Below are 23,774 nucleotides of genomic sequence, written 5' to 3' on the forward strand. Positions count from 1 at the left end.
GTGATTACCCGGGTCGGTCCGGCGGCATTGTGCTTCATGGCGGGAAATCCGCCCACCATAGTTTTTGATGCAGACCTTATATAGGGAGGACCCACATCGTGGCGCCACTAGCAGACACCAGCGATTTCGCATGGACCGGCCTTGACCAGCGAGCCGTCGATACCGCACGCGTGCTGGCCGCAGACGCGGTCGAAAAGGTAGGAAACGGACACCCGGGAACGGCCATCTCGCTGGCCCCGGCCGCCTATTTGATCTTCCAGCAACACCTGCGCCACGACCCGAGCGACCCGGCCTGGATCGGCCGCGACCGTTTTGTGCTCTCCCCCGGCCACACGTCGCTGACCCTCTACTTGCAGCTCTTCCTCTCCGGCTACGGCCTGGAAATGGAAGACCTCGAGGCACTGCGCACCTGGGGCGCCAAGACCCCCGGACACCCGGAGTACGGCCACACCGCCGGCGTGGAAATCACCACCGGCCCGCTGGGCCAGGGCCTGGCCTCGGCCGTGGGCTTCGCCTACGCCCAGCGCCGCATGCGCGGCATGCTTGACGCCGACGCACCAGCGGGCACCTCCCCGTTCGACCACACCGTCTGGGTCATCGCCTCCGACGGCGACCTCCAGGAGGGCGTCACCTCCGAGGCCTCCTCGCTGGCCGGCCACCAGGAACTCGGCAACCTCGTCGTTGTCTACGATGAGAACCACATCTCCATCGAGGACGACACCGACGTCGCGTTCACCGAGAACGTCCTGGGCCGCTACGAGTCCTACGGCTGGCACACCCAGCGCGTCGACTGGACCAAGACCGGCAACTACGTCGAGGACCTCGCCGAGCTGGACGCCGCGCTGCGCGCCGCCAAGGCCGAGACCAACCGCCCGTCGATCATTAGCTTGCGCACCGTCATCGGCTGGCCTTCGCCGACCAAGGCGGACACCGGCGGAATCCACGGTTCCAAGCTCGGCGGCGCCGAGGTTGCCGGCCTGAAGCAGGCCCTGGACTTCAACCCCGAGGAATCCTTCGCCATCGAGGCCGAGGTGCTGGAGCACGCACGCTCCGTGCAGGACCGCGGCACCGCGGACCGCGCCGCCTGGCAGACCGGCTTCGACGCCTGGGCCGCCGCCAACCCGGAGAACGCCGCCCTGCTGGCGCGCCTGGAATCCGGCGAGCTGCCGGCCGGCTGGGACGAGAACCTTCCCGAGTTCGAGGCCGGCAAGGACGTTGCCACCCGCTCGGCCTCCGGCAAGGTCATCAACGCCGTCGCCGGCGTGCTGCCCGAGCTCTGGGGCGGCTCCGCCGACCTCGCCGGCTCGAACAACACCACCATCGAGGGCGCCGCGTCCTTCATCCCGGCCTCGCGCTCCACCGAGTCCTGGACCGGCAACCCCTACGGCCGCGTGCTGCACTTCGGCATCCGCGAGCACGCCGCGGCGGCGATCGTCAACGGCATCACCCTTGCCTCCCCGACCCGTGCCTACTCGGGCACCTTCCTGATCTTCTCCGACTACCAGCGCCCGGCTATCCGCCTCTCGGCGCTGATGGGCGTCCCGTCGATCTACGTCTGGACCCACGACTCGATCGGCCTGGGCGAGGACGGCCCGACGCACCAGCCCGTCGAGCAGCTCGCTTCCCTGCGCGCCATCCCGAACCTCGACGTGGTCCGCCCGGCGGACGCCAACGAGGTCTCCTACGCGTGGAAGAAGATCCTGGAGACCACTTCCAACCCGGCCGGCATCATCCTCTCCCGCCAGAACCTGCCGGTCTACGACCGCAGCCAGCTCGGCTTCGGTGCCGCATCGGGCGTCGAGAAGGGCGCCTACGTGCTCGCCGACGCGACCGCCAACAGCGAGGTCGTCGCACCCGAGGTGCTGCTGCTGGCCACCGGCTCCGAGGTTTCGCTGGCCGTCGAGGCCCGCGAGGCACTGCAGGCCCAGGGCGTCGCCACCCGCGTCGTCTCCATCCCGTGCCTGGAATGGTTCAACAAGCAGGATGCCGCCTACCGCGAATCCGTGCTGCCCGCTGCCGTGAAGGCCCGCGTCTCCGTCGAGGCAGGCGTCGCCATGGGTTGGCGCGAACTGGTCGGCGATGCCGGACGCATCATCTCGCTCGACCACTACGGTGCATCGGCCGACTACAAGCGCCTGTACTCCGAGTTCGGGATCACCACCGAGGCGATCACCGCCGCGGCGCTCGACTCCATTGCCGCCGGCTCCGTCGCCGCTGCCAAGTAACCAGACCGACTCGAAGGACTTAGAACCGTGAGCAACCCCAACACCCAGGCCCTTTCCGACGCCGGCGTTTCCATCTGGCTCGACGACCTCTCCCGCGAACGCCTGAGCTCCGGCTCGCTGGCCGCGCTGATCGCGGAGAAGAACGTCGTGGGCGTGACCACCAACCCGTCGATCTTCCACGCGGCGCTGTCCGACGGCGAGTCCTACGCCGCGCAGGTCGCCGAGCTGGCGGCCGCGGGCATGGACGCCGAGCAGGCCGTGTTCAAGATCACCAGCGACGACGTCGCCGCCGCCTGCGACCTGTTCGCACCGATCGCCGCCGCGACCAACGGCGCCGACGGCCGCGTGTCGATCGAGGTCGACCCGCGCCTGGCCCGCAAGACCGCGGAGACCATCGCGGAGGCCAAGGAGCTGTACAAGCTGGTCGACCGTGAGAACGTGCTGATCAAGATCCCGGCGACCGTCGAGGGCCTGGAGGCCATCGCCGAGACCCTGGCCGCCGGCATCTCCGTCAACGTGACGCTGATCTTCTCGCTGGAGCGCTACCGCGCCGTCATCAACGCGTTCATGACCGGGCTGGAGGCCGCCAAGGCCAACGGCCACGACCTGTCCAAGCTGCACTCGGTGGCGTCGTTCTTCGTCTCCCGCGTGGACTCGGAAATCGACGCACGCCTAAACGCCATCGGCACCGACGCAGCCCTTGCCATGCGCGGCAAGGCCGGCCTGGCCAACGCCGTGCTGGCTTACCAGGTGTACGAGGAGTCCTTCTCCTCCGAGCGCTGGAACGTGCTGGCCGCCGCCGGCGCCAACGCGCAGCGCCCGCTGTGGGCCTCGACCGGCGTGAAGGACCCGGCCCTGCCGGACACCCTCTACGTCACCGGGCTGTGCGCACCGAACACCGTGAACACCATGCCGGAAAAGACCCTGCTGGCCACCGCCGACCACGCCGTGATCACCGGGGACACCGTCACCGGCACCTACGGGCAGTCCAACGCGGTGCTCGACGAGCTTGCCGCCCTGGGCGTGAGCTACAATGACGTCGTCGCCAAGCTCGAGGTCGAGGGCCTGGAGAAGTTCGAGGCCGCATGGAACGAACTGCTCGCCGACCTCGACGCCTCGCTGGCCAAGGCAGCAGGGAAATGAGTTCGCTCGGCTTCATCGCCACCGGCGCCGCGCAGGCCGCCATCGAACTGCACGTCCCGACGCTGGTCGCCGACGCCGTGGCAAGCCGCATCGCCGCGAAGGACGCGACCCTCTGGGGCCCGGCCGCCGAGGCCGAGGCCTCGATCCGGCTGGGCTGGGTCGACGCCGCGGAGACGTCGGCCGCGCTGGTGCCCGGCATCCTTGCGCTGCGCGACGAGCTGCGTGCCGAGGGCGTGAACCGCATCGTGCTCGCCGGCATGGGCGGTTCCTCGCTGGCACCGGAGGTCATCGCCGCGACCTACGACGTCGAACTCGTGGTCTGCGATTCCACCGATCCCGAGATGGTCGCTGGCGTCCTGGCCGACCGGCTGGCGACCACCGCGCTGGTGGTTTCCTCCAAGTCGGGCTCGACCGTGGAGACCGACTCGCAGCGCCGCGTCTTCGAGCAGGCGTTCAACGACGCCGGCGTCGACGCGACCCGCCGCATCATCGTGGTCACCGATCCCGGTTCCCCGATGGACAAGGCCTCCCGCGCCGCCGGCTACCGCGCGGTGTTCAACGCCGACCCGAACGTCGGCGGGCGCTACTCGGCGCTGACCGCGTTCGGGCTGGTCCCCGCGGGCCTGGCCGGCGTGGACATCGAGGAGTTCCTGGAGGAGGCCGCGGCCGCCGCCGAGTTCCTGGCCGAGGACGACGAGGACAACATCGCCCTCGCCCTGGGCGCGGCCATGGCCGGCACCGTGCCGCTGCGCAACAAGCTGATCTTCGCCGACGAGGGCTCTGGCCTGGTGGGTTTCGCCGACTGGGCCGAACAGCTCATCGCCGAATCCACGGGCAAGTCCGAAACCGGCGTGCTGCCGGTCGTCGTGGAGGACCGCGCGCCGGAGACCACCAGCACCGCGGCCGACCTGCTGCAGATCCGCCTGGTCTCCGACACCGGCATGCTCACCGACGACGACGTCGATTCCGACTCCGCCTCGGTCTGCATCTCGGGTTCGCTCGGTGCGCAGATGCTGCTCTGGGAGTACGCGACGGTCGTTGCCGGGCGCCTGCTGGGCATCGACCCGTTCGACCAGCCGGACGTGGAGGCCGCCAAGGTCGCCGCCCGCGCACTGCTGGAGGCGACCCCGGAACCCGTTCCGGCGGCGCTGAGCCAGGACGCGATCGAGGTCCGGGCCTCCGACGGGCTGCTGGACGGCGTGACCGACCTGGAGGGCGCACTGCGCGCCCTGCTGGCGGCGCTTCCGGCCGACGGCTACCTGAGCGTCCAGGCCTACCTGGACCGCCACGGCGATGCGTCGCTGGAAGGCATCCGCCCGGCCTTGGCCACGGCTACCGGCCGACCGGTGACGTTCGGCTGGGGCCCGCGCTTCCTGCACTCGACCGGCCAGTTCCACAAGGGCGGGCCGCGCATCGGGGCCTACCTGCAGGTCACCGCGGACTCCGCGATGGACCTGAGCATCCCGGGGCTTCCGTTCACCTTCGGGGAACTGATCTCCGCCCAGGCGTCCGGCGACGCCAAGGTGCTGGCGGACCTCGGACGCCCGGTATTGCGCCTTCACCTGCGCGACAAGGAATCGGGCATCGCACAATTGGATAAGATCATTCAGGGCCTGGTTTAGGCCTTGGCCCACAACGATCGGGTGTGTGGCGCGCGGGGCAACCCGCACGCCACACACCCGATCGGGTAATACCCACTTTCGCACCCACGTGATCCACAGGCACCAAAACAGTTGAAGGCGCTTCCTCGAATGCTTGATTCTTCACCCGGCCCCTCCGGCCAGCACCCCAATCCCCTGCGCGACCGACGGGACCGGCGGCTGAACCGCATTGCCGGGCCCTCCGCCCTGGTCTTCTTCGGCATCACCGGGGACCTGGCCCGCAAGAAGCTCATGCCGGCCGTCTACGACCTGGCCAACCGCGGCCTGCTCCCCCCGAACTTCGCAGTGGTCGGCTTCGGCCGCCGCGGCTGGAGCCCCGAGGAGTTCGCGGCCCAGGCGCGCGGCTGGGTCATCGACCACGCCCGCACCCCCTTCAACGAGACGGTCTGGGAACAGCTGGCCAGCGGCTTCCGCTTTATTTCCGGCGGCTTCGACGACGATGCCGCCTTCATCAACCTGCGCGAGACGCTCGACGAGCTCGCGCTGACCCGCGGCACCGGGCACAACCACGCCTTCTACCTCTCCATCCCGCCGAACTCGTTCGAGCAGGTCTGCGAGCAGCTCTCCAAGCACGGGTTGGCCCGCGCCGAGGACACCGACGCCGAGCCCGCCGGCTGGTCCCGCGTGGTCATCGAAAAGCCGTTCGGCCACGACCTGCTGTCCGCGCGCGAGCTGAACGAGATCGTCGAGTCGGTCTTCCCGCCCGACGCGGTGTTCCGGATCGACCACTACCTGGGCAAGGAAACCGTCCAGAACCTGCTGGCGCTGCGCTTCGCCAACCAGCTCTTCGAGCCGCTGTGGAACTCCAAGTACGTGGACCACGTGCAGATCACCATGGCCGAGGACATCGGCATCGGCGGGCGCGCCGGCTACTACGACGGCGTGGGTGCCGCGCGCGACGTCATCCAGAACCACCTGCTGCAGCTGCTGGCGCTCACCGCCATGGAGGAGCCGATCAGCTTCGACGCGGACCACCTGCGCAGCGAAAAGGAGAAGGTGCTCACCGCGGTGCGCCTTCCCGCGGACCTGTCCCACTCCAGCGCCCGCGGCCAGTACACCTCCGGCTGGCAGGGCGGCGAGAAGGTCACCGGCTTCCTGGACGAGGAGGGCTTCAATCCGGCGTCCAAGACCGAGACCTACGCGGCCATCAAGCTGGAGATCAACACCCGCCGCTGGGCGGGCGTGCCGTTCTACCTGCGCGCCGGCAAGCGCCTGGGCCGCCGCGTCACCGAGATCGCCGTGGTCTTCAAGCGCGCGCCCAACCTCCTGTTCCGCGACCACAAGGACGACGAGTTCGGGCAGAACGCCATCGTGATCCGCGTCCAGCCGGACGAGGGCGCGACCATCCGCTTCGGCTCCAAGGTCCCGGGCACCCAGATGGAGGTGCGCGACGTGACCATGGACTTCGGCTACGGCCACGCCTTCACCGAGTCCTCCCCCGAGGCCTACGAGCGCCTGATCCTCGACGTGCTGCTCGGCGAGCCCCCGCTGTTCCCGCGCCACGAGGAAGTCGAGCAGTCCTGGCGCATCCTGGACCCGTTCGAGGAGCACTGGGCATCGCTGCCCGAACAGCCCGAACCCTACGCCCCGGGTTCCTGGGGACCGGCATCCGCCGATGAATTGTTGGCCCGCGACGGAAGGACATGGCGCCGGCCATGATCGTTGAACTGGAAGACACCACCACCTCCAAGATCTCCAAGCAGCTTGTCGCCATGCGGCAGGCCCAGGGCGTCGTCGCGCTCTCGCGCGTGCTCACGCTGCTGGTCATCACCCGCGCCGGCTTCGAGGAGGACGCGATCGCCGCGGCCAACCTCGCCAGCCGCGAACACCCCTGCCGCATCCTCGTGGTCGTCAAGGGCCGCGTCACCGGCGAGACCCGGCTGGACGCGCAGATCCGCGTGGGCGGCGACGCCGGCGCCTCCGAGGTCATCGTGATGCACACCTACGGCCCCGGGGCCCGCGTCGACGAGTCGCTGGTCTCCGGGCTGCTGCTGCCCGACGCGCCGATCGTGGCCTGGTGGCCGCACGGCGTGCCCAAGAACGCCTCGCAGACCCCGCTGGGCAGGATCGCCCACCGCCGCATCACCGACTCCGGCGCCGAGGCCGATCCGCGCAAGGCGCTGTTCACCCTCGCGGATTCCTACCGGGCCGGCGACACCGACCTGGCCTGGACCCGGCTGACCCTGTGGCGCGCCCAGCTGGCCGCCGTGTTCGACCAGCTCGATCCCTCCGAGGTCACGGGCGTGACCGTCAAGGGCGCCGTGGACTCCCCCTCCACGGTGCTGCTCGCGGCTTGGCTGACGCTGTGCCTGGACGTGCCCGTCACGATCGCATCCGCCCCGGAGGGCACCGGCGTGCGCTCCGTGCGTTTCACCCGCGACCGCGGCGACATCGAGCTCTCCCGGCCCGTCGGCGACGTGGCCGAGCTCTACCAGCCGGGCCAGAAGCCCCAGCTGATTTCGCTGCCGCAGCGCCCCGTCGCAGACTGCCTGGCCGAGGAAATGCGCCGGCTCGACCCGGACGAGGTCTTCGGCGAGGTCGTGCGCGTGGGCCTGAAGCGCACCAACCTGAGGAGCATCCGCCCAAGTGAACGCTAAACGCCACATCGTCGTCCACCCGGACCTGCCCGCCACCGCCGCGGCGGTCGCCGCGCGGCTCATCACCGCGATCCTGGACGCCCAGGCAACCCGCGGGGAGGCCACCGTGGTGCTCACCGGCGGCACGCTGGGCATCGCCTCGCTCAAGGCCGTCGCCGATTCCCCCGCGCTGGCAGCGGTGGATTGGTCGCGCGTGAACTTCTACTGGGGCGACGAGCGCTTCGTCGAGGCCGGCTCCCCCGACCGCAACGCGGTCCAGGCCGAGGTCCTGCTCTCGGTGCTCGATGGCCACGGCCTTGACCGCGGGCGCGTGCACGTCATGGGTTCCAGCGACGAGTTCGCCACCCCGGAGGACGCCGCCACGGCCTACGCCGAGGTGCTTGCCGCCGAGGCCGCCGACGCGGGCGGTTCAACCCTTCCGGTGTTCGACGTGCTGATGCTGGGCATGGGTCCGGATTCGCACGTGGCTTCGCTCTTCCCGGACCACGCGGGAGCCGCAACCACCGGCGCCGGCGTCATCGGGGTGCACGACTCCCCCAAGCCGCCGCCGCTGCGCGTCTCACTGACCTTCGAGACGATCAACACCGCCCGTGCGGTGTGGCTCGTGGTGGCCGGCGCCGACAAGGCACCCGCCGCTGCGGTTGCGCTGGGCGGCGAGGCGACGCGTGAGCGCGTCCCCGCCTCCGGCGTCCAGGGCACGCAGGGCACCTGGTGGCTCATGGACCGGGCGGCCGCCGCGCTGATCTAGTAGCAGCCCTCGAAGCTCGACGATGGCGGTCGTTGCGGCACCCAGTAATCCAGGGGTGTCGCAATGACCGCTTCGGCTTAAACGAAGGAGACGGTTGTTGGATCAAATTCTGCATGGCACGGTGGGCGGCCTGGCCGCTGCCGTGTACCTCACGATCTTTTTTGCCACATTGCGAAGCAAGAGTCTGCTCGGGTCTTTGCTCTTTATCTGTTTGGTGCTGGTGCAGGCAATGTCGAGTATTTTTGAGATCTCCTGGTGGCCAGGTATTGCGTCACTCACCGAATCGTGGGGGTTGAACTTTGGTGCGGAGGCGACACGGACGGGAATACTGAGCATCATGATTTCCATGCTCGGTGGCCTCGCCATCGCCCACTTCACCGGTTTCATCAGGTACTTGAGTCGCCGGATTGATCGGTTCGGCGCAGCATTCTCGGCGCGATTCACGAGGCCGCCCGATTCGACCGGTCCAACAAACAACTAAGCCACCAATAACCTGAGCCTACAGAAAAGTGAAGGACGGCTTCCCCGAGGGGAGGCCGTCCTTCACTTTTATGCGGTGAAAACTAGGATTCGATGTTGAAGCGCATGACCAGGGCCAGACCGATGATCACGGTGACCCAGGTCAGACCCAGGATGATCGTGATGCGGTTCAGGTTGCGCTCGGCAACGCCGGAGGAACCCAGCGAGCTGGTCATGCCGCCGCCGAACATGTCGGACATGCCGCCGCCGCGTCCCTTGTGCAAAAGGATCAGCAGCGTAAGCAGCAGGCTGGTGATTCCCAGAAGTACCTGCAAAACAATCTTGATGGCGTCCATCATTGCCCTTCAATCAGCTGGTGGCGATTACTCGGTCACCAGGTGGTGCTCGAACCTAACAATGTTAGCAAATTCTGCGGCGTCCAAGCTGGCTCCGCCGACCAACACGCCGTCAACGTCCTTTTCAGCAAGGATCTGCGCCGCATTGTTGGCCTTCACGGAACCGCCGTAGAGCACACGGACCTTGCCGGCGACCTCGTCGCCGAACAACGTTGCCAGCTCGACGCGGATCGCTGCGCACAGTTCCTGCGCGTCCTTCGGACCCGCGACCTCGCCGGTGCCGATGGCCCACACGGGCTCATAGGCGACCACCAGGGTCTCGGCCTGTTCGGCGGTCACGCCGGCCAGCGAGCCGCGAAGCTGCTCGAGCGTGTACTCGACGTGGGTTCCGGCCTGGCGGATGTCCAGACCCTCACCAACGCACAGCACCGGGGTCACGCCGTGGCGGTAGGCCGCGGCGATCTTCGCTGCCAGCAACTCGTTGCTCTCGCCGTGCAGGGCACGGCGTTCGCTGTGGCCCACGAGCACGTAGCTGCAGCCCAGGCGGGAGAGGAACTGGCCGGAGATTTCCCCGGTGTAGGCACCGGAGTCGTGCGCCGACAGGTCCTGTGCACCGTAGCGCACCGGCAGGTTGTCGCCCATGGTCAGCGTCTGCACGCCGCGCAGGTCGGTGAACGGCGGGAAGACGGCCACCTCCGCGCGGTCGAAGTCGTGCTCCGCGTCGGCCAGCGTCCAGGCCAGCTTCTGCAACAGGGTGATGCCCTGGACGTGGTCCATGTTCATCTTCCAGTTGCCGGCAATCAGCGGCTTCCGGTCAAACACGCCGTTGGTCGATGTTGTCACTTGGCACCCTCCAGGGCTGTCAGGCCCGGCAGTTCCTTGCCCTCGAGGTATTCCAGGGAGGCACCGCCGCCCGTTGAAATATGACCGAAGTCGTCATCGTTGAAGCCCAGGGTGCGCACGGCCGCGGCGGAGTCGCCACCACCGACGACGCTGAACGCCTCGGAATCGGCCAGCGCACCGGCCACGGCACGGGTGCCGTTCGCGAACGCCGGGATCTCGAAGACCCCCATCGGGCCGTTCCAGAACACCGTGTTGGCGCTCTTGATGTAGCTGGCGAAGGTTTCCCCGGAGACCGGGCCGATATCCAGGCCCAGGCCGGTGGCACCGAAGGCGCCGCCCTCGATGTTGTCGGCGGCCAGCACCTCGTGCTCGGCGTCCGCACCGAACTTGGAGGCGACAACCACGTCGGTCGGCAGGACGATGTCGCAGCCGAGTTCCTTGGCGCGCGAGAGGTAGCCGCGGCAGGTTTCCAACTGGTCCTGCTCAAGCAGCGAGCCGCCGACCTCGTGGCCCTGGGCCTTGAGGAAGGTGAAGGCCATGCCGCCGCCGATCAGCAGGTGGTCGGCGCGTCCCAGCAGGTTGTCGATGACGGCCAGCTTGTCGGAAACCTTCGAGCCGCCCAAAACCACCACGTAGGGGCGCTTCGGAGCCTCGGTAAGGGTCTTCAGGACCCGGACCTCGGTGGCAACCAGGTCGCCCTGGTAGGCCGGAAGCAGCGCCGCGATGTCGAAGACCGAGGCATGCTTGCGGTGCACGGCACCGAAGGCGTCGTTCACGTAGGCGCCGTTCTCGCCGGTCAACGCGGCAAGCTCGGCGGCGAACTCGGCGCGCTGCGCCGCATCCTTGGAGGTCTCGCGCGCATCGAAACGCACGTTTTCCAGCACCAGCACGGCGCCGTCGGTCAATTCAGCGGCAAGCTGCTTGGCCGATTCGCCCACGACATCGGCGGCAACCCGCACGTCGAGCCCGGAGAGCTCGGCAAGCCTGGTGGCGGCAGGGGCGATTGAGTACTTGGCATCCGGTTCGCCCTTGGGGCGGCCCAGGTGAGCCATCACGATGACGCGGGCGCCGGCCTCGGCCAGCTTCTGCACCACGGGGATGGAGGCGCGTACACGCCCATCGTCGGTGACGGTAACGCCATCGAGCGGCACGTTCAGGTCGCTACGGACCAAAACGCGCCGCCCGAGGACACCGTCGGCGAGTAGTTCGTCGAGAGTGTGGGAAGTCATGAGACTAGGTTATCCGAATCGCTCGGACTAACCGAGCTGGCTGCCGACGTATTCCGCGAGGTCAACCAGGCGAGAGGAGTAGCCCCACTCGTTGTCGTACCAGGCAACCACCTTGACGGTGGTACCGATCACGGTGGTGAGGCCGGCATCGAAGATCGCCGAGTGGGCGTCGTGGACGATGTCGGTGGAGACCAGCGGGTCCTCCGAGTACTTTAGGAAGCCCTTGAGCGGCCCCTCTTCGGCTGCCTTCTTGAAGGCTGCATTGATCTCCTCGACGCTGGCCTCGCGGGCCAGGGTCACGGTGAGGTCGGTGGCCGAACCGGTCGGGACCGGAACGCGCATTGCATAGCCGTTGAGCTTGCCCTTGAGCTCCGGAAGCACCAGGCCGATGGCCTTGGCGGCACCGGTGGAGGTCGGGATCATGTTCAGCGCTGCGGCACGGGCACGGCGGGGATCCTTCTTGTGCGGGGCGTCCTGCAGGTGCTGGTCCGCGGTGTACGCGTGGATGGTGGTCATCAGGCCCTCGACGATGCCGAACTGGTCGTTGAGCACCTTGGCCACGGGGCCCAGGCAGTTGGTGGTGCAGGAGGCGTTGGAGATGATGTGGTGCTTGTCTGCCTCGTACTTCTCGTGGTTGACACCCATGACGATGGTGATGTCTTCCTTGGAAGCCGGGGCGGAAATGATGACCTTCTTGGCGCCTGCCTGCAGGTGCTTTTCGGCGTCCGATGCCTTGGTGAAGAAGCCGGTCGACTCGATGACGACGTCCACGCCGAGGTCTCCCCAGCCCAGGTGTGCCGGGTCCTTCTGGGAAAGCACCTTGATGCGCTTGTCGCCGATGACGATGAAGGCACCGTCAACGGAGACCTCTTCGTTCAGGCGGCCGAGGATGGAGTCGTACTTGACGAGCATGGCCAGATCGTTGATCGAACCGAGATCGTTGACTGCGACAATTTCGATGTCTGCGCCATTGGCGAGGCTGGCTCGCAGGAAGTTGCGTCCGATGCGTCCGAAACCATTAATGCCAACACGGGTAGTCACGTGAATGTCTCCTAGACAGAGTGGTGTTGCCACAGCCGCCGGATACACCCCTGGAGGGGGCATGCATAACGGAGTGGCTTGGAATAATGACACTCCGTTGTGTCGCCGGCTGATGCCGGCCGGGTTGTTTCGGGTCTCACGACACAGGCCGTGAGACCCGAAAAACACGTTGTTCTTATCTTACGCTATTTCGGCGCTCGATGTGACGGACGTAACGACCGTCATGTTTTATTACAGGCTTGTTTCTACTTGCCCGGGACGATCAACGTCGCCGCACCCGCACGTGCCGCCTCGAAACGCGCCGACACATCCGCCCAGTTCACGATGTCCCAGAACGCCTTCACGTAATCGGCCTTCACGTTCACGTAATCCAGGTAGAACGCGTGCTCCCACATGTCCAGCATCAACAACGGGGTCGTCGCCACCGGCACGTTGCCCTGCTGGTCATACAGCTGCTCGATGACCAACTGGCCACCCAGGCCCTCGAAGCCCAGCAACGCCCAACCCGACCCCTGCAGGCTCATCGCCGCCGCCGTGAAGTGCGCACGGAACGCATCGAAGGAACCGAACGCGTCATCGATCGCCGCGGCCAACTCGCCCTCCGGCTTGTCCCCGCCCTCCGGGGACAGGTTGTTCCAGAAGATCGAGTGGTTCGTGTGGCCACCCAGGTGGAACGCCAGGTCCTTGGACAGCTTCGGGATGTTCCCGAACTCGCCCTTCTCGCGGGCCTCCGCCAACTGCTCCAGCGCGGTGTTCGCGCCCGCGACATAGGCGGCATGGTGCTTGCTGTGGTGCAGCTCCATGATCCGCGCCGAAATGCTCGGCTCCAGCGCCGCGTAGTCGTACTGCAGCTCAGGCAAGGTGTAAATAGCCAAAATGACTCCTCATTCTCTGTGCACCCGGAACATTGGATGCAATTCAACGTGGTTACTGCATCTCCGCACTGAAGCGGAAAATCTCGCTGCCGGTCAGTTTTCCAGCATGTCTAGTGGAACGCTCGCCTCCGTGCCAGGTATTCCCAGCTCAGAGGCGCGTTTGTCGGCCATGGCCAAGAGCCGGCGGATGCGCCCGGCGATTGCGTCCTTGGTCATCACGGGATCGGCCATGCGGCCGAGCTCGTCGAGGCTCGCCTGCTTGTGCGCCACGCGCAGCGCGCCGGCGTACTTGAGGTGCTCGGGGACCTCGTCGCCGAGGATCTCCAGGGCACGCTCCACGCGGGCCCCGGCGGCAACGGCGGCCTGGGCCGAGCGGCGCAGGTTGGCGTCGTCGAAGTTGGCCAGGCGGTTGGCGGTGGCGCGCACCTCCTTGCGCATGCGGCGTTCCTCCCAGACCATCAGCGCGTCGTGCGCACCCATCCGGGTGAGCAGCTGGGCGATGGCCTCGCCGTCGCGGATGACGACGCGGTCCACGCCGCGAACCTCGCGGGCCTTGGCCACCAGGCCCAGGCGGCGCGCGGCGCCGACCAGGGCAAGCGCGGACTCCGGGCCCGGGCAGGTGATTTCCAGGGCCGAGGAACGGCCGGGTTCGGTGAGCGAACCGTGGGAGAGGAAGGCTCCGCGCCAGACGGCCTCGGCATCGGCCGTCGAGCCGTTGACGATGACCGAGGGCAGCCCGCGCACGGGTCGGCCGCGGCCGTCGAGCAGGCCGGTCTGGCGTGCCAGGGCCTCCCCGTCACGAACCACGCGCACCACGTAACGGTTGCCGCGGCGCAGGCCGCCACCGGAAACCACGAGGATCTCGGAGGTGTGGCCGTAGACCTCGGCGATGGCCGCGCGCAGGCGGCGGGCCGTTGAGGCAAGGTCGACCTCGGCCTCGATGACAATGCGTCCGGAGATGATGTGAAGTCCACCGCAGAAACGCAACATGGTGGAAACTTCGGCCTTGCGCTCGGATGATTTCCGAACATCAAGGCGGGACAGCTCGTCCTTGACGGAAGCCGTCAGTGCCATGGATTGTTTCCTAACTGCTGGGCTCGTCTGTATTGAACGTCGTGAAAACGTCGTGGTACGCGGCGGCAAGTCTCAAGGGGTCGTGGACGGCTCGTCCGGCACCAACCCCTACTTTACCGAAAAAGGTGCGTGCACCTAGCCGGGCCGCCGCGCGGGTGAAACTCTCATGATCCGCCACCGTGGACGGATCCGCCAAAACGGCGTCGAGCCGAAGGTCGGGCGCGTAGCGCGAGATGACCTCCAAATGCGCCGCTGCGTCCATGCCCGCGGTCTCCGCCGTGTCGGTGGCCAGGTTCATGGTCAGCAGGCGCCGGGCCGGGGTCGACTCGAGCGCCTGGCGCATTTCCGGCAACAGCAAATGCGGAAGCACCGAGGTGTACCAGGAGCCCGGGCCGAGCACGACCCAGTCGGCAAGCTCGATGGCCTCGAGCGCCTCGCTGCAGGCCGGCGCGTCGGCCGGCTCCAGCCGGACGTTCGAGACGAGTCCCTCCCCGCCCGCGGTCGCCAGCTTCGCCTGGCCCACGACGTGGCGGCGCACCAGGCCCCGGGGGCCGGCGTCCTCGAGCACGTCCCCGGCGATGGTCAGCGGGACGGTGCTCATGGGCAGCACCTGGCCGCGGGCACCGAGCAGGGCCCCGGCCCAGCGCAGGCCGGCCACGGGGTCCTTGAGCAGCTCCCAGAGCGCGACGATCAGCAGGTTGCCGACCGCGTGCTGGTCGAGCGATGCCGCCGAATCCGGGGCGGAGGTGAAGCGGTGCTGCATGACGTCCCGCCAGGTCCGGCCCCAGTCGGTGTCGTCGCACAGCGCGGCCAGGGCCATGCGCAGGTCCCCCGGCGGCAGCACGCCGAGTTCCTCGCGCAGCCGCCCGGAGGATCCGCCGTCGTCGGCGACCGTGACGATGGCCGTCAGGTCAGTGGTGAGCCGGCGCAGCGCGGAGAGCGATGCGGAAAGCCCGTGCCCGCCGCCGAGCGCGACGACGCGGACCAGCTGGTTGTCCTCGGCCGAACGCGCGGGCGGCTGGATCGGGATGGGGCCGGTGAAGAACGCCATGGCTGTCTACTCGCGGCCCAAGTCGCGGTGCGTGACGTTGACGCGGACGCCGGGAAGCTGGGCCAGCCGGCGCCCGACCTCCTCGGCCGTGGCCACCGAGCGGTGCTTGCCGCCGGTGCAGCCGATCGCGATGGTCGCGTAGTGCTTGTTTTCGCGGCGGTATCCCTCGAAGACCGGCTCCAGCGCGGCGATGTAGTGCCCGATGAATTCGCCGGCGCCCTTGGCGTTGAGCACGTAGTCGGAGACCTGCTTGTCCTTGCCCGTGTGCGGGCGCAGCTCCGGCACCCAGTGCGGGTTGGGGATGAAGCGGACGTCGGCCACGTAGTTGGCGTCGGTGGGGACCCCGTACTTGAAGCCGAAGCTCATGACGTTCAGGCGCAGCACGATCGGGCCGGAATCGGTGAAGAGCTCGGTGACGGAGCGGGCCAGGTCGTGCACCGAGAGCTCGGTGGTGTCCAGCACGATCTCGGCCGTTTCCTTCAGTTCGCGCAGCACCTCGCGTTCCTTGGCGATGCCGTCGACGATGCGCCCGTCGCCCTGCAGCGGGTGCGGGCGGCGGCCCTGCTCGAAGCGGCGGACCAGCAGGTCGTCGCCGGCCTCGAGGAACAGCACGCGGTAGGTGATGCCGGCGGCGCTGAGCGAATGCAGCGCCTCGCGCAGCTGCGGGAAGAGCGACTTGGAGCGCACGTCCATGACGACGGCCAGCTTGGGTATGGAACCGCCCGAGTGGGCGACGAGCTCCGTCAGGGTGCCCAGCAGCGCCGGCGGCAGGTTCTCCACCACGTACCATCCGTGGTCCTCCAGCGCATGGGCGGCAGTGGTCCGCCCGGCACCTGACATGCCGGTGATGACTAGTAGTTCGGTCTCTGCTGGTTTCACGGGGGAAAGCTCGGTGGTCATGTTCCTAGCCTAGTCGCGATTGCGGCGTGAACGGTTAGTCCAGCACCTCTCCGGTGGTCATGTTGACCGCAGGGGCCGCGTCGCCGGACCCTGCCAGCGCCTCGTGGATCGTCGCCGCAAGCACCGGGCCGACGCCGGGGACCTCCGTCAGCTCCTCCACGGACGCGGCGCGCATCTTCTTGACCGAGCCGAAGTGCTTGCGCAGCGCGTCGCGCTTGGCCGGGCCCAGGCCCGGGATCTCATCGAGCACGGAGGCCATCATGGAGACCGAGCGCTTCTTGCGGTGGAAGGTGATGGCAAAGCGGTGCGCCTCGTCGCGGATGCGCTGGACCAGGTACAGCGCATGCGAGGCGCGCGGCAGGATGACCGGGAACTCGTCGTCCGGAAGCCAGAGCTCCTCCAGCCGCTTGGCCAGGCCCACCACGTAGATGTCGTCGATGCCCAGGTCCGCCAGCGCGCGGGTGGCCGCGGCGACCTGCGGCGGGCCGCCGTCGACGATGACCAGCGAGGGCGGGTAGGCGAAGCGGCGGGCCGGGGCCTTGGCCGCGGCGTCGGAGATGTCCAATTCGCCGGAGACCACCGGCACCATGTTGGCCGATTCCTCCAGGTAGTTCTTGAAGCGGCGGGAGATCACGTCGTACATCGACGCGGTGTCGTCGCGCGCGGCGTCCCCGGTGATGGAGAACTTCCGGTAGTCGCTCTTCTTGGGCAGCCCGTCCTCGACGACCACCATGGAGGCCACCACGTTGGTGCCCTGCACGTGGGAGACGTCGTAGCATTCGATGCGCAGCAGCGGGCTGGGCAGGCCCAGGGCGTCCTGGAGCTCCTGCAGCGAGGCGGAGCGGGTGCTCAGGTCCCCCGCGCGGCGGGACTTGTGCAGGCGCAGCGCCTGTTCGGCGTTCTCCCGCACGGTTTCGGCCAGCGTGGCTTTGTCCCCGCGCTGGGCCACGCGCAGCGAGACGGCGGAGCCGCGGCGCTCGTGCAGCCAGGCAGAGACCTCGTCGGCATTTTCCGGCAGCACCGGGACCAGCACCTCGCGCGGGATCCTGTCGTCGCCGTCGGCCTCGCCGTAGACCTGGGTGAGCAGGTGTTCGATGAACTCGGCCGGCGTGGAGTCCTCCACCTTTTCGACGACCCAGCCGCGCTGGCCGCGGATGCGCCCGTTGCGCACGTGGAAGACCTGGACGGCGGCCTCGAGCTCGTCCTCGTGCACGGCGAAGATGTCGGCCTCGGTGTTTTCGGCGAGCACCACCGCGTTGCGCTCGAAGACGCGGCGCAGCGCGGCGATGTCGTCGCGGTAGCGGGCCGCCTGCTCGTACTCGAGCCGCGAGACGGCGTCGACCATCTTGCCCTCGAGCTCCTTGATGAAGCGCGTGCCCTCCCCGCCCATGAACTGGCAGAGCTCGGCCGCGAGCTTCTTGTGGTCCTCGGCGCTGATCCGGCCGACACAGGGGGCCGCGCACTTGTCGATGTAGCCGAGCAGGCAGGGCCGGCCGGAGGATTCGGCGCGCTTGAAGACGCCCATCGAGCAGCTGCGCACCGGGAAGACGCGAAGCAGCGTGTCCAGGGTCTCGCGGATTGCCTTGGCCGGGTAGAACGGGCCGAAGTACTTGGTGTCCTTGCGCTTGTCCCCGCGCATGACCTGCGCGCGCGGGTAGGTCTCCCCCATGGTGACCGCGAGGTACGGGTAGGACTTGTCGTCGCGGAAGACGATGTTGAAGCGCGGGTTGTACTCCTTGATCCAGGTGTACTCCAGCTGCAGCGCCTCCAGCTCGGAGCCCACCACGGTCCACTCGACCGAGCATGCGGTGTGCACCATGGCGTGGGTCTTGGGCGTCAGCCCGGCGGGGTTGGCGAAGTACGAGTTCAGCCGGGAGCGCAGCACCTTGGCCTTGCCGACGTAGATGACCCGCCCGACCTCGTCGCGAAAGCGGTAGACGCCGGGATTCAGCGGGATGTCCCCGGTCTGGGGTCTGTAGCTTTTCGGGTCTGCCACGTCTGCGCTCCGGAATTATTCGGCGGTGTTTACTCCGCGGTGGGTGTCTGGTTGTAGGCGTCGACCCGTTCCTGGCCCGTCAGCTCGGCGATGGCGTCGACGATCTCGTCGGTGGCCTTGCGGCGCTGCGGCAGCGGGTGCTTGCGGCCCAGGTGCTCGAACTGCAGCGGCTTGCCGAACGCCAGGGTGAAGTGGTGCGGCTTGATGGTGTTCTTGCCCGCGGGCTGCAGGTTCTCGGTGCCGATCAGGCCGACCGGGACCACCGGGGCGCCGGTGGTCAGCGCCAGCCAGCCCACGCCGGTCCGGCCGCGGTAGAGCTTGCCGTCGCGCGAGCGGGTGCCCTCCGGGTAGATGCCGATGCCGCCGCCCGCCTCCAGGATGTCGACGAGCGATTCCAGCGCGGCCACGGAGGCCGCCTGCTCCCCGCGCTGCACGGGGATGGACCCGACCGACTCGAAGAAGGTCTTCATGGCCTTGCCCTTGAGCCCGGGGGTGGTGAAGTACTCCGCCTTGGCGAAGAACGCCACGTCGCGCGGGGTCAGCGCCTGGATGATGATCGAGTCCAGGAAGGAGAGGTGGTTGGAGGCGATGATGACCGGCCCGGTGCGCGGGACGTTTTCCAGCCCGGTGACGGTGGGGCGGCACAGGCCGTTCAGCAGGCCGCGGATCGAAGAGCGGGTCATGGTGTACAGGCTCATTTATGCACGCGCTCCTTCGTTGTTCTTGTTGGTCAGTTGTGTGCGGATCGTTTCCTCGGCGGCGTTGCCCAGCAGCAGTCCGGCAAGCTCGGCAGGGTCCTTGGCGTGGGCCCCGGCACCGGAGGCCTCCAGCTCGCCCGGCGGGGCGAATCCCCACCCGGCGCCGATCGACGCCATGTTGTGGTCGTTTGCCGCCTCGATGTCGTAGCGGCGGTCCCCCACCATGATGCAGTGCTCGGCCGCCAGCCCGTGGGCCTCCAGCACCGCAGCGACGATGTGCCGCTTGGATGCCGAATTCCCGTTTGCCTCGTCGTCGTTGCCGAAAATGCCGTCCACCGCGCCGGTCAGGCCCTGGATGTCCAGCAGCTGCCGGGCGATCTTCGTCGGCTTGGCGGTTGCGACATAGAGGTCGATCCCCGCCTCGCGCAGCGCGGCAAGCACCTCGCGGATCCCGGGGTACGGACGCGAGTCCGCCATGCCGGTGGCAGCATATTCCGCGCGGTACACGGCAATCAGGTCGTCGATCATGTGCGGTTCGACGCCGTCGATCTCCGCGAGGCCCAGAACCAGCGGCGGCCCGATGAGCGTGCGGAGTTTTTCTTCACCCGGATCCGGAACGTCCGCCTGCTTCAATGCGTGGCGGATGCCCGAGGTGATGGCCCCGGCCGGATCCACAAGGGTTCCATCGAGGTCAAGCAGAACGGCGGAGGGAGCAATAATCACTGTCGTATTCTCGCATGAACTGGGTCGATCCGCCGTACACGCATGCCGCAATCGGCATACATGCACGGCGGGCCGGCCTAGCCAAGCAGCGGCGCCAGGAACCTTCCGGTGTAGCTCTCGGCCACCTCGGCGACCTGCTCCGGGGTGCCGGTGGCGATGATCTCGCCGCCGCCGGAACCGCCCTCGGGGCCCAGGTCGATGACCCAGTCCGCGCTCTTGATCACGTCGAGGTTGTGCTCGATGGTGATCACCGTGTTGCCCTTGTCCACCAGCCCCTGCAGCACCAGCAGCAGCTTGCGGATGTCCTCGAAGTGCAGGCCCGTCGTGGGCTCGTCGAGCACGTAGATCGAGCGGCCGTTGGAGCGCTTCTGCAGTTCCGCGGCGAGCTTGACGCGCTGCGCCTCGCCGCCGGAGAGCGTCGTGGACGCCTGCCCCAGCCGGACGTAGCCGAGCCCGACGTCCACCAGCGTGCGCAGGTGGCGGGCGATTGGGGTGAAGGCTGCGAAGAACTCCGCGCCCTCCTCGATCGGCATGTTCAGCACGTCGGCGATGGTCTTGCCCTTGTAGTGCACCTCGAGCGTTTCCCGGTTGTAGCGTGCCCCGTGGCAAACCTCACAGGGAACGTACACGTCGGGAAGGAAGTTCATCTCGATCTTCAGGGTGCCGTCGCCCGAGCAGGATTCGCAGCGCCCGCCCTTGACGTTGAAGGAGAAGCGGCCCGGCAGGTAGCCGCGCACCTTCGCCTCGGTGGTCTCGGCGAACAGCTTGCGGATGTGGTCGAACACGCCGGTGTAGGTCGCCGGGTTGGACCGCGGGGTGCGGCCGATCGGCGACTGGTCCACGTGGATGACCTTGTCCAGGTGCTCGAGCCCCTCGACGCGGGTGTGCCGACCCGGCACCTGCTTGGCGCCGTTGAGCTTGTTGGCCAGCACCTTGTACAGCACGTCGTTGACCAGCGTCGACTTGCCGGAGCCGGACACGCCGGTGACGGCGGTCAGCACGCCGAGCGGGAAGCGCGCGGTGAGGTCCTCGAGGTTGTTCTCGCGGGCGCCCACGACGGTGACCTGGCGCTTCTTGTCGATCTTGCGGCGCTTGGCCGGAACCTCGATCTTCCTGCGCCCGGACAGGTAGTCGCCGGTGATCGACTTGGTGTTCGCCTTCAGGTCCTCCAGGGACCCCGAGTGCACCACCTCGCCGCCGTGCTCGCCGGCGCCGGGCCCGATGTCCACGATCCAGTCGGCCTCGGCGATGGTGTCCTCGTCGTGTTCGACGACGATCAGGGTGTTGCCCAGCGACCGCAGGCGGGTCAGCGTCTCGATGAGCCGGCGGTTGTCGCGCTGGTGCAGGCCGATCGACGGCTCGTCGAGCACGTAGAGCACGCCGACCAGGCCGGAGCCGATCTGCGTGGCCAGGCGGATGCGCTGGGCCTCGCCGCCGGACAGCGTTCCCGCCGCGCGTTCGAGGTTCAGGTATTCCAGCCCGACGTCGAGCAGGAAGCGCAGGCGCGCCTGGATTTCCTTCAGCACCTGGGAAGCGATCTGCGCCTCGCGGCCGGTGAGCACCAGGTTCTCGAGGAACTCGGAGCATTCGCGCATCGGCATCGCCGACACCGCGGCGATCGACTTGTCGTTGATCAGGACGGACAGCGAGGCCGAATTCAGGCGTGCGCCGTTGCATTCGGGGCACGGGATCTGCCGCATGTACTCCTCGTACCGGTCACGCGCGTGCTCCGATTCGGTTTCCATGTGCTTGCGGTGGATGTACTGCACCACGCCCTCGAAGCCCGTGGAGTACTTGCGTTCGCGCCCGAATCGGTTCTTGTACTGAACCACGACCTTGTGGTCCTTGCCGTGCATGATTGCGGCGCGGGCCACGGCCGGCAGCTTGTTCCACGGGGTCTCGAGCGTGAAGTCCATTTCGGCCCCGAGGCCCTCGAGCAGCCGGTTCCAGTACTCGGTGGTTGCCGCACCCAGCGACCAGGGTGCAATGGCGCCCTGCCCCAGAGGCATGTCCACGTCGGGAATGATCAGGTCCTCGTCGACCTCCAACCGGGTGCCGATGCCGCTGCAGGCAGGGCAGGCGCCGAACGGGTTGTTGAAGGAGAAGGACCGGGGCTCGATCTCGTCGATGGCCAGCGGGTGCTCGTTCGGGCACGCGAGGTTTTCGGAGAAGGCGCGGATGCGGCCCTCGGCCTCCGGGTCGAGGTCCACGAAGTCGATGAGCACGCGACCCTCGGAGAGGCCGAGCGCGGTTTCGATGGAGTCGGTCAGGCGCTGGCGGACCGAGTCGTTGATCGCAAGGCGGTCGACGACGACCTCGATCGTGTGCTTGAACTGCTTGCCAAGCTTCGGCGGTTCGCTGAGCTGGATCGTCTCGCCGTCGACGCGGGCGCGGGAGTAACCCTTCGCGCTCAGTTCCTTGAAGAGGTCGACGAATTCGCCCTTGCGTCCGCGGACCACCGGCGCAAGCACCTGGAATCGGGTCTTCGGCTCGAGTTCCAGCAGCTGGTCGACGATCTGCTGCGGCGTCTGCTTGGTGACGGCCTCGCCACACTCAGGGCAGTACGGCCGACCCACACGTGCCCAAAGCAGGCGCATGTAGTCGTAGATTTCGGTGATGGTTCCCACCGTCGAGCGCGGGTTCTTGGAGGTCGATTTCTGGTCGATCGACACCGCCGGGGAAAGCCCCTCGATGAAGTCAACGTCCGGCTTGTCCACCTGCCCGAGGAATTGTCGGGCGTATGCGGAGAGCGATTCGACATAGCGTCGCTGCCCCTCGGCAAAGATCGTGTCGAAGGCCAGGGAAGACTTTCCGGATCCGGAAAGGCCGGTGAAGACGATCATTGCGTCTCTCGGCAAATCAAGGTCGACGTTGCGCAGATTATGCTCGCGCGCGCCCTTGACCACCAGCCGGGTCAGATCGTGCGGACGAGGGGTTTCAAGGGAGCGGGAAGTAGCCACTCAAACATGCTAATCGAAAACTACTTCGAATTGCTCGTGGATGTGAGCAACAAGACCAGCCTTTGTTAAACCTGCGAGCTAAAGGCCGCCCTGACGTACCCTATTGCCGCTTTTTCACTGATTCCCCAGCGCGTGGCAACCGCCGCAAATTCAGAGGCGGCGTCGGCCACGGCAATGGATCCCTGGTCGTCCGTGGCTTGGACGATGGTGCCGTGTCGCCCGCGGGTTACCACCGCGCCGCTGGCTTCGAGTTCCTTGTAGACCTTGGCAGCGGTGTTCACCGCGAGTCCCAATTGTTCGGCGAGCGCCCGCACCGAAGGCAGCTTCGTTCCAGCCTTGAGCTTGCCCTTGGCGATTGCAACAAGGATCTGCTGGCGCACCTGCAGATACGGGGCCATCTTGTCAGCGCTGTCCACGTTGATGAATGCCAACGGATTACTATCCATGGATTTGGTCCTTTGATGGGGATGGACGATCTTCTTCTCAGACTATCCCGCTCGATTGCCGTTGAGTCGTAAGGTAGTGGCCATGAGCGAAATTTTCCACGACCTGAATGACGTGACGGTACGAGGCATTAGCGTTTCGGAGATGGCCAACAACGTCTACCTCGTGACGTCCAAGGCCGACGGCGCACAATTGCTGATTGATGCGGCTGACGATGCACATGCCATCAACGGGCTGATCCAATCCGCTTCATCCGATGCCGAGGTTCCGACGTCACTGGTTGGCATTGCCACGACACACCAGCACTGGGACCACATCCGCGCGCTGCAGGAGATGGTTGACTCCACGGGGGTCAAAACTTTCGCCGGCGCTGAAGACGCCGCCGGGATCCTGAAGGGGTCGTCGGTAAAGATTGATGCTCCCCTTGGCCACGGCGATACGGTCTCCGTTGGCACGACGGTTCTTGAATGCGTTCACCTGCGTGGCCACACGCCCGGATCCATCGCATTCGTCCTTCGGGATAGCAGCGGAACGATCCTGATCTTCAGCGGGGATTCCCTGTTCCCTGGGGGCGTCGGCAATACCGGGAACGATCCACAGCGGTTTACCTCGTTGTTGGACGATGTCACCGAGCGACTCTTTGGACAATACCCGGATGAGTCGATCGTACTGACCGGCCATGGAGACTCCACGACCTTGGGCAAGGAACGCCCTCATCTCGACGAATGGCGAAGCCGGGGCTGGTAGAAGT

General features: G+C 67.3%; 21 protein-coding genes. 8 read left to right on the forward strand and 13 right to left on the reverse strand.

Features of this window, described 5'->3' with window-relative positions; translation table 11 throughout:
• Positions 1–98: 98 nt before the first annotated feature.
• The 7 genes from tkt to ACFY5D_RS03885 all read left to right on the forward strand — a co-directional run bounded on the left by tkt (position 99) and on the right by ACFY5D_RS03885 (position 8,855).
• Positions 99–2,225, forward strand: a complete 2,127-nt coding sequence (gene tkt / locus ACFY5D_RS03855; protein ID WP_387525272.1) for a transketolase — start codon at positions 99–101, stop codon at positions 2,223–2,225.
• Positions 2,226–2,252: 27 nt separating this feature from the next.
• A complete protein-coding gene (gene tal, locus ACFY5D_RS03860; protein WP_387525275.1) occupies positions 2,253–3,368 on the forward strand; it encodes a transaldolase in 1,116 nt (371 codons plus the stop codon).
• Positions 3,365–4,990: a glucose-6-phosphate isomerase gene (locus ACFY5D_RS03865; protein ID WP_387525278.1), complete on the forward strand. Its 1,626-nt coding sequence runs from the start codon at positions 3,365–3,367 to the stop codon at positions 4,988–4,990. Before tal ends, ACFY5D_RS03865 begins: the two co-directional genes overlap by 4 nt.
• 129 nt (positions 4,991–5,119) lie before the next feature.
• Positions 5,120–6,688 carry a glucose-6-phosphate dehydrogenase gene (zwf, locus tag ACFY5D_RS03870; RefSeq protein WP_387525281.1) on the forward strand — a complete coding sequence of 523 codons (1,569 nt, stop codon included), beginning with the start codon at positions 5,120–5,122 and terminating at the stop codon, positions 6,686–6,688.
• Entirely contained in the window at positions 6,685–7,626 is a 942-nt protein-coding gene (locus ACFY5D_RS03875) for a glucose-6-phosphate dehydrogenase assembly protein OpcA (RefSeq protein WP_387525283.1), read from the forward strand. The genes zwf and ACFY5D_RS03875 overlap by 4 nt, the downstream gene beginning before the upstream one ends.
• The gene (gene pgl, locus ACFY5D_RS03880) at positions 7,616–8,374 is read left to right on the forward strand and encodes a 6-phosphogluconolactonase (protein ID WP_387525286.1); all 759 of its coding nucleotides are present in this window, start codon (positions 7,616–7,618) and stop codon (positions 8,372–8,374) included. Before ACFY5D_RS03875 ends, pgl begins: the two co-directional genes overlap by 11 nt.
• Positions 8,375–8,471: 97 nt before the next feature.
• On the forward strand, positions 8,472–8,855 hold the full coding sequence (locus ACFY5D_RS03885; protein WP_387525289.1) for a hypothetical protein: 384 nt from the start codon (positions 8,472–8,474) through the stop codon (positions 8,853–8,855).
• An 82-nt stretch (positions 8,856–8,937) separates the two neighbouring features.
• Here ACFY5D_RS03885 and secG read toward each other — a convergent pair whose 3' ends face one another.
• The 13 genes from secG to ACFY5D_RS03950 form a co-directional block, all read right to left on the reverse strand.
• Positions 8,938–9,189: a preprotein translocase subunit SecG gene (secG, locus tag ACFY5D_RS03890; RefSeq protein WP_387527552.1), complete on the reverse strand. Its 252-nt coding sequence runs from the start codon at positions 9,187–9,189 to the stop codon at positions 8,938–8,940.
• A 27-nt stretch (positions 9,190–9,216) separates the two neighbouring features.
• Positions 9,217–10,032, reverse strand: a complete 816-nt coding sequence (tpiA, locus tag ACFY5D_RS03895) for a triose-phosphate isomerase (RefSeq protein ID WP_387525292.1) — start codon at positions 10,030–10,032, stop codon at positions 9,217–9,219.
• Positions 10,029–11,261 (reverse strand): phosphoglycerate kinase, encoded by a 1,233-nt coding sequence (locus tag ACFY5D_RS03900; RefSeq protein ID WP_387525293.1) that lies wholly within the window; start codon positions 11,259–11,261, stop codon positions 10,029–10,031. The genes tpiA and ACFY5D_RS03900 overlap by 4 nt, the downstream gene beginning before the upstream one ends.
• 27 nt (positions 11,262–11,288) lie before the next feature.
• Positions 11,289–12,302, reverse strand: coding sequence for a type I glyceraldehyde-3-phosphate dehydrogenase (gene gap / locus ACFY5D_RS03905; RefSeq protein ID WP_387525296.1), 1,014 nt, complete (start codon positions 12,300–12,302; stop codon positions 11,289–11,291).
• Between the two features lie 245 nt (positions 12,303–12,547).
• On the reverse strand, positions 12,548–13,177 hold the full coding sequence (locus ACFY5D_RS03910; RefSeq protein WP_387525025.1) for a superoxide dismutase: 630 nt from the start codon (positions 13,175–13,177) through the stop codon (positions 12,548–12,550).
• 93 nt (positions 13,178–13,270) lie between these two features.
• Positions 13,271–14,251: a DNA-binding protein WhiA gene (gene whiA, locus ACFY5D_RS03915; RefSeq protein ID WP_387525299.1), complete on the reverse strand. Its 981-nt coding sequence runs from the start codon at positions 14,249–14,251 to the stop codon at positions 13,271–13,273.
• A 10-nt stretch (positions 14,252–14,261) separates the two neighbouring features.
• Complete coding sequence (gene yvcK, locus ACFY5D_RS03920; RefSeq protein ID WP_387525302.1) at positions 14,262–15,302, reverse strand: uridine diphosphate-N-acetylglucosamine-binding protein YvcK; 1,041 nt, start codon at positions 15,300–15,302, stop codon at positions 14,262–14,264.
• 6 nt (positions 15,303–15,308) lie between these two features.
• Positions 15,309–16,202 carry an RNase adapter RapZ gene (rapZ, locus tag ACFY5D_RS03925; protein ID WP_387525305.1) on the reverse strand — a complete coding sequence of 298 codons (894 nt, stop codon included), beginning with the start codon at positions 16,200–16,202 and terminating at the stop codon, positions 15,309–15,311.
• A 34-nt stretch (positions 16,203–16,236) separates the two neighbouring features.
• The gene (uvrC, locus tag ACFY5D_RS03930; protein ID WP_387525308.1) at positions 16,237–18,198 is read right to left on the reverse strand and encodes an excinuclease ABC subunit UvrC; all 1,962 of its coding nucleotides are present in this window, start codon (positions 18,196–18,198) and stop codon (positions 16,237–16,239) included.
• A gap of 29 nt (positions 18,199–18,227) precedes the next feature.
• The gene (locus ACFY5D_RS03935; RefSeq protein WP_387525310.1) at positions 18,228–18,896 is read right to left on the reverse strand and encodes a lysophospholipid acyltransferase family protein; all 669 of its coding nucleotides are present in this window, start codon (positions 18,894–18,896) and stop codon (positions 18,228–18,230) included.
• On the reverse strand, positions 18,897–19,619 hold the full coding sequence (locus ACFY5D_RS03940) for an HAD hydrolase-like protein (RefSeq protein WP_387525313.1): 723 nt from the start codon (positions 19,617–19,619) through the stop codon (positions 18,897–18,899).
• Between the two features lie 77 nt (positions 19,620–19,696).
• On the reverse strand, positions 19,697–22,579 hold the full coding sequence (gene uvrA / locus ACFY5D_RS03945) for an excinuclease ABC subunit UvrA (protein WP_387525316.1): 2,883 nt from the start codon (positions 22,577–22,579) through the stop codon (positions 19,697–19,699).
• 65 nt (positions 22,580–22,644) lie between these two features.
• Positions 22,645–23,025, reverse strand: coding sequence for a GntR family transcriptional regulator (locus ACFY5D_RS03950; RefSeq protein ID WP_387525319.1), 381 nt, complete (start codon positions 23,023–23,025; stop codon positions 22,645–22,647).
• Between the two features lie 82 nt (positions 23,026–23,107).
• On the opposite strand from ACFY5D_RS03950, the gene ACFY5D_RS03955 reads away from it, so the two are divergent.
• The gene (locus ACFY5D_RS03955) at positions 23,108–23,770 is read left to right on the forward strand and encodes an MBL fold metallo-hydrolase (RefSeq protein WP_387525322.1); all 663 of its coding nucleotides are present in this window, start codon (positions 23,108–23,110) and stop codon (positions 23,768–23,770) included.
• Positions 23,771–23,774: the final 4 nt, after the last annotated feature.

The sequence above is a fragment of the Paeniglutamicibacter sp. NPDC012692 genome, from assembly GCF_042901625.1.
Classification (GTDB): Bacteria; Actinomycetota; Actinomycetes; order Actinomycetales; family Micrococcaceae; genus Paeniglutamicibacter.

Bases quoted from the DNA above. Each gene is read 5' to 3' on its own strand.
- ACFY5D_RS03955 (WP_387525322.1), top strand. From the start codon at position 23,108: ATGAGCGAAATTTTCCACGACCTGAATGACGTGACGGTACGAGGCATT.
- ACFY5D_RS03875 (WP_387525283.1), top strand. From the start codon at position 6,685: ATGATCGTTGAACTGGAAGACACCACCACCTCCAAGATCTCCAAGCAG.
- rapZ (WP_387525305.1), bottom strand. From the start codon at position 16,202: ATGACCACCGAGCTTTCCCCCGTGAAACCAGCAGAGACCGAACTACTA.
- secG (WP_387527552.1), bottom strand. From the start codon at position 9,189: ATGGACGCCATCAAGATTGTTTTGCAGGTACTTCTGGGAATCACCAGC.
- yvcK (WP_387525302.1), bottom strand. From the start codon at position 15,302: ATGGCGTTCTTCACCGGCCCCATCCCGATCCAGCCGCCCGCGCGTTCG.
- whiA (WP_387525299.1), bottom strand. From the start codon at position 14,251: ATGGCACTGACGGCTTCCGTCAAGGACGAGCTGTCCCGCCTTGATGTT.
- ACFY5D_RS03865 (WP_387525278.1), top strand. From the start codon at position 3,365: ATGAGTTCGCTCGGCTTCATCGCCACCGGCGCCGCGCAGGCCGCCATC.
- ACFY5D_RS03950 (WP_387525319.1), bottom strand. From the start codon at position 23,025: ATGGATAGTAATCCGTTGGCATTCATCAACGTGGACAGCGCTGACAAG.
- ACFY5D_RS03935 (WP_387525310.1), bottom strand. From the start codon at position 18,896: ATGAGCCTGTACACCATGACCCGCTCTTCGATCCGCGGCCTGCTGAAC.
- ACFY5D_RS03900 (WP_387525293.1), bottom strand. From the start codon at position 11,261: ATGACTTCCCACACTCTCGACGAACTACTCGCCGACGGTGTCCTCGGG.
- zwf (WP_387525281.1), top strand. From the start codon at position 5,120: ATGCTTGATTCTTCACCCGGCCCCTCCGGCCAGCACCCCAATCCCCTG.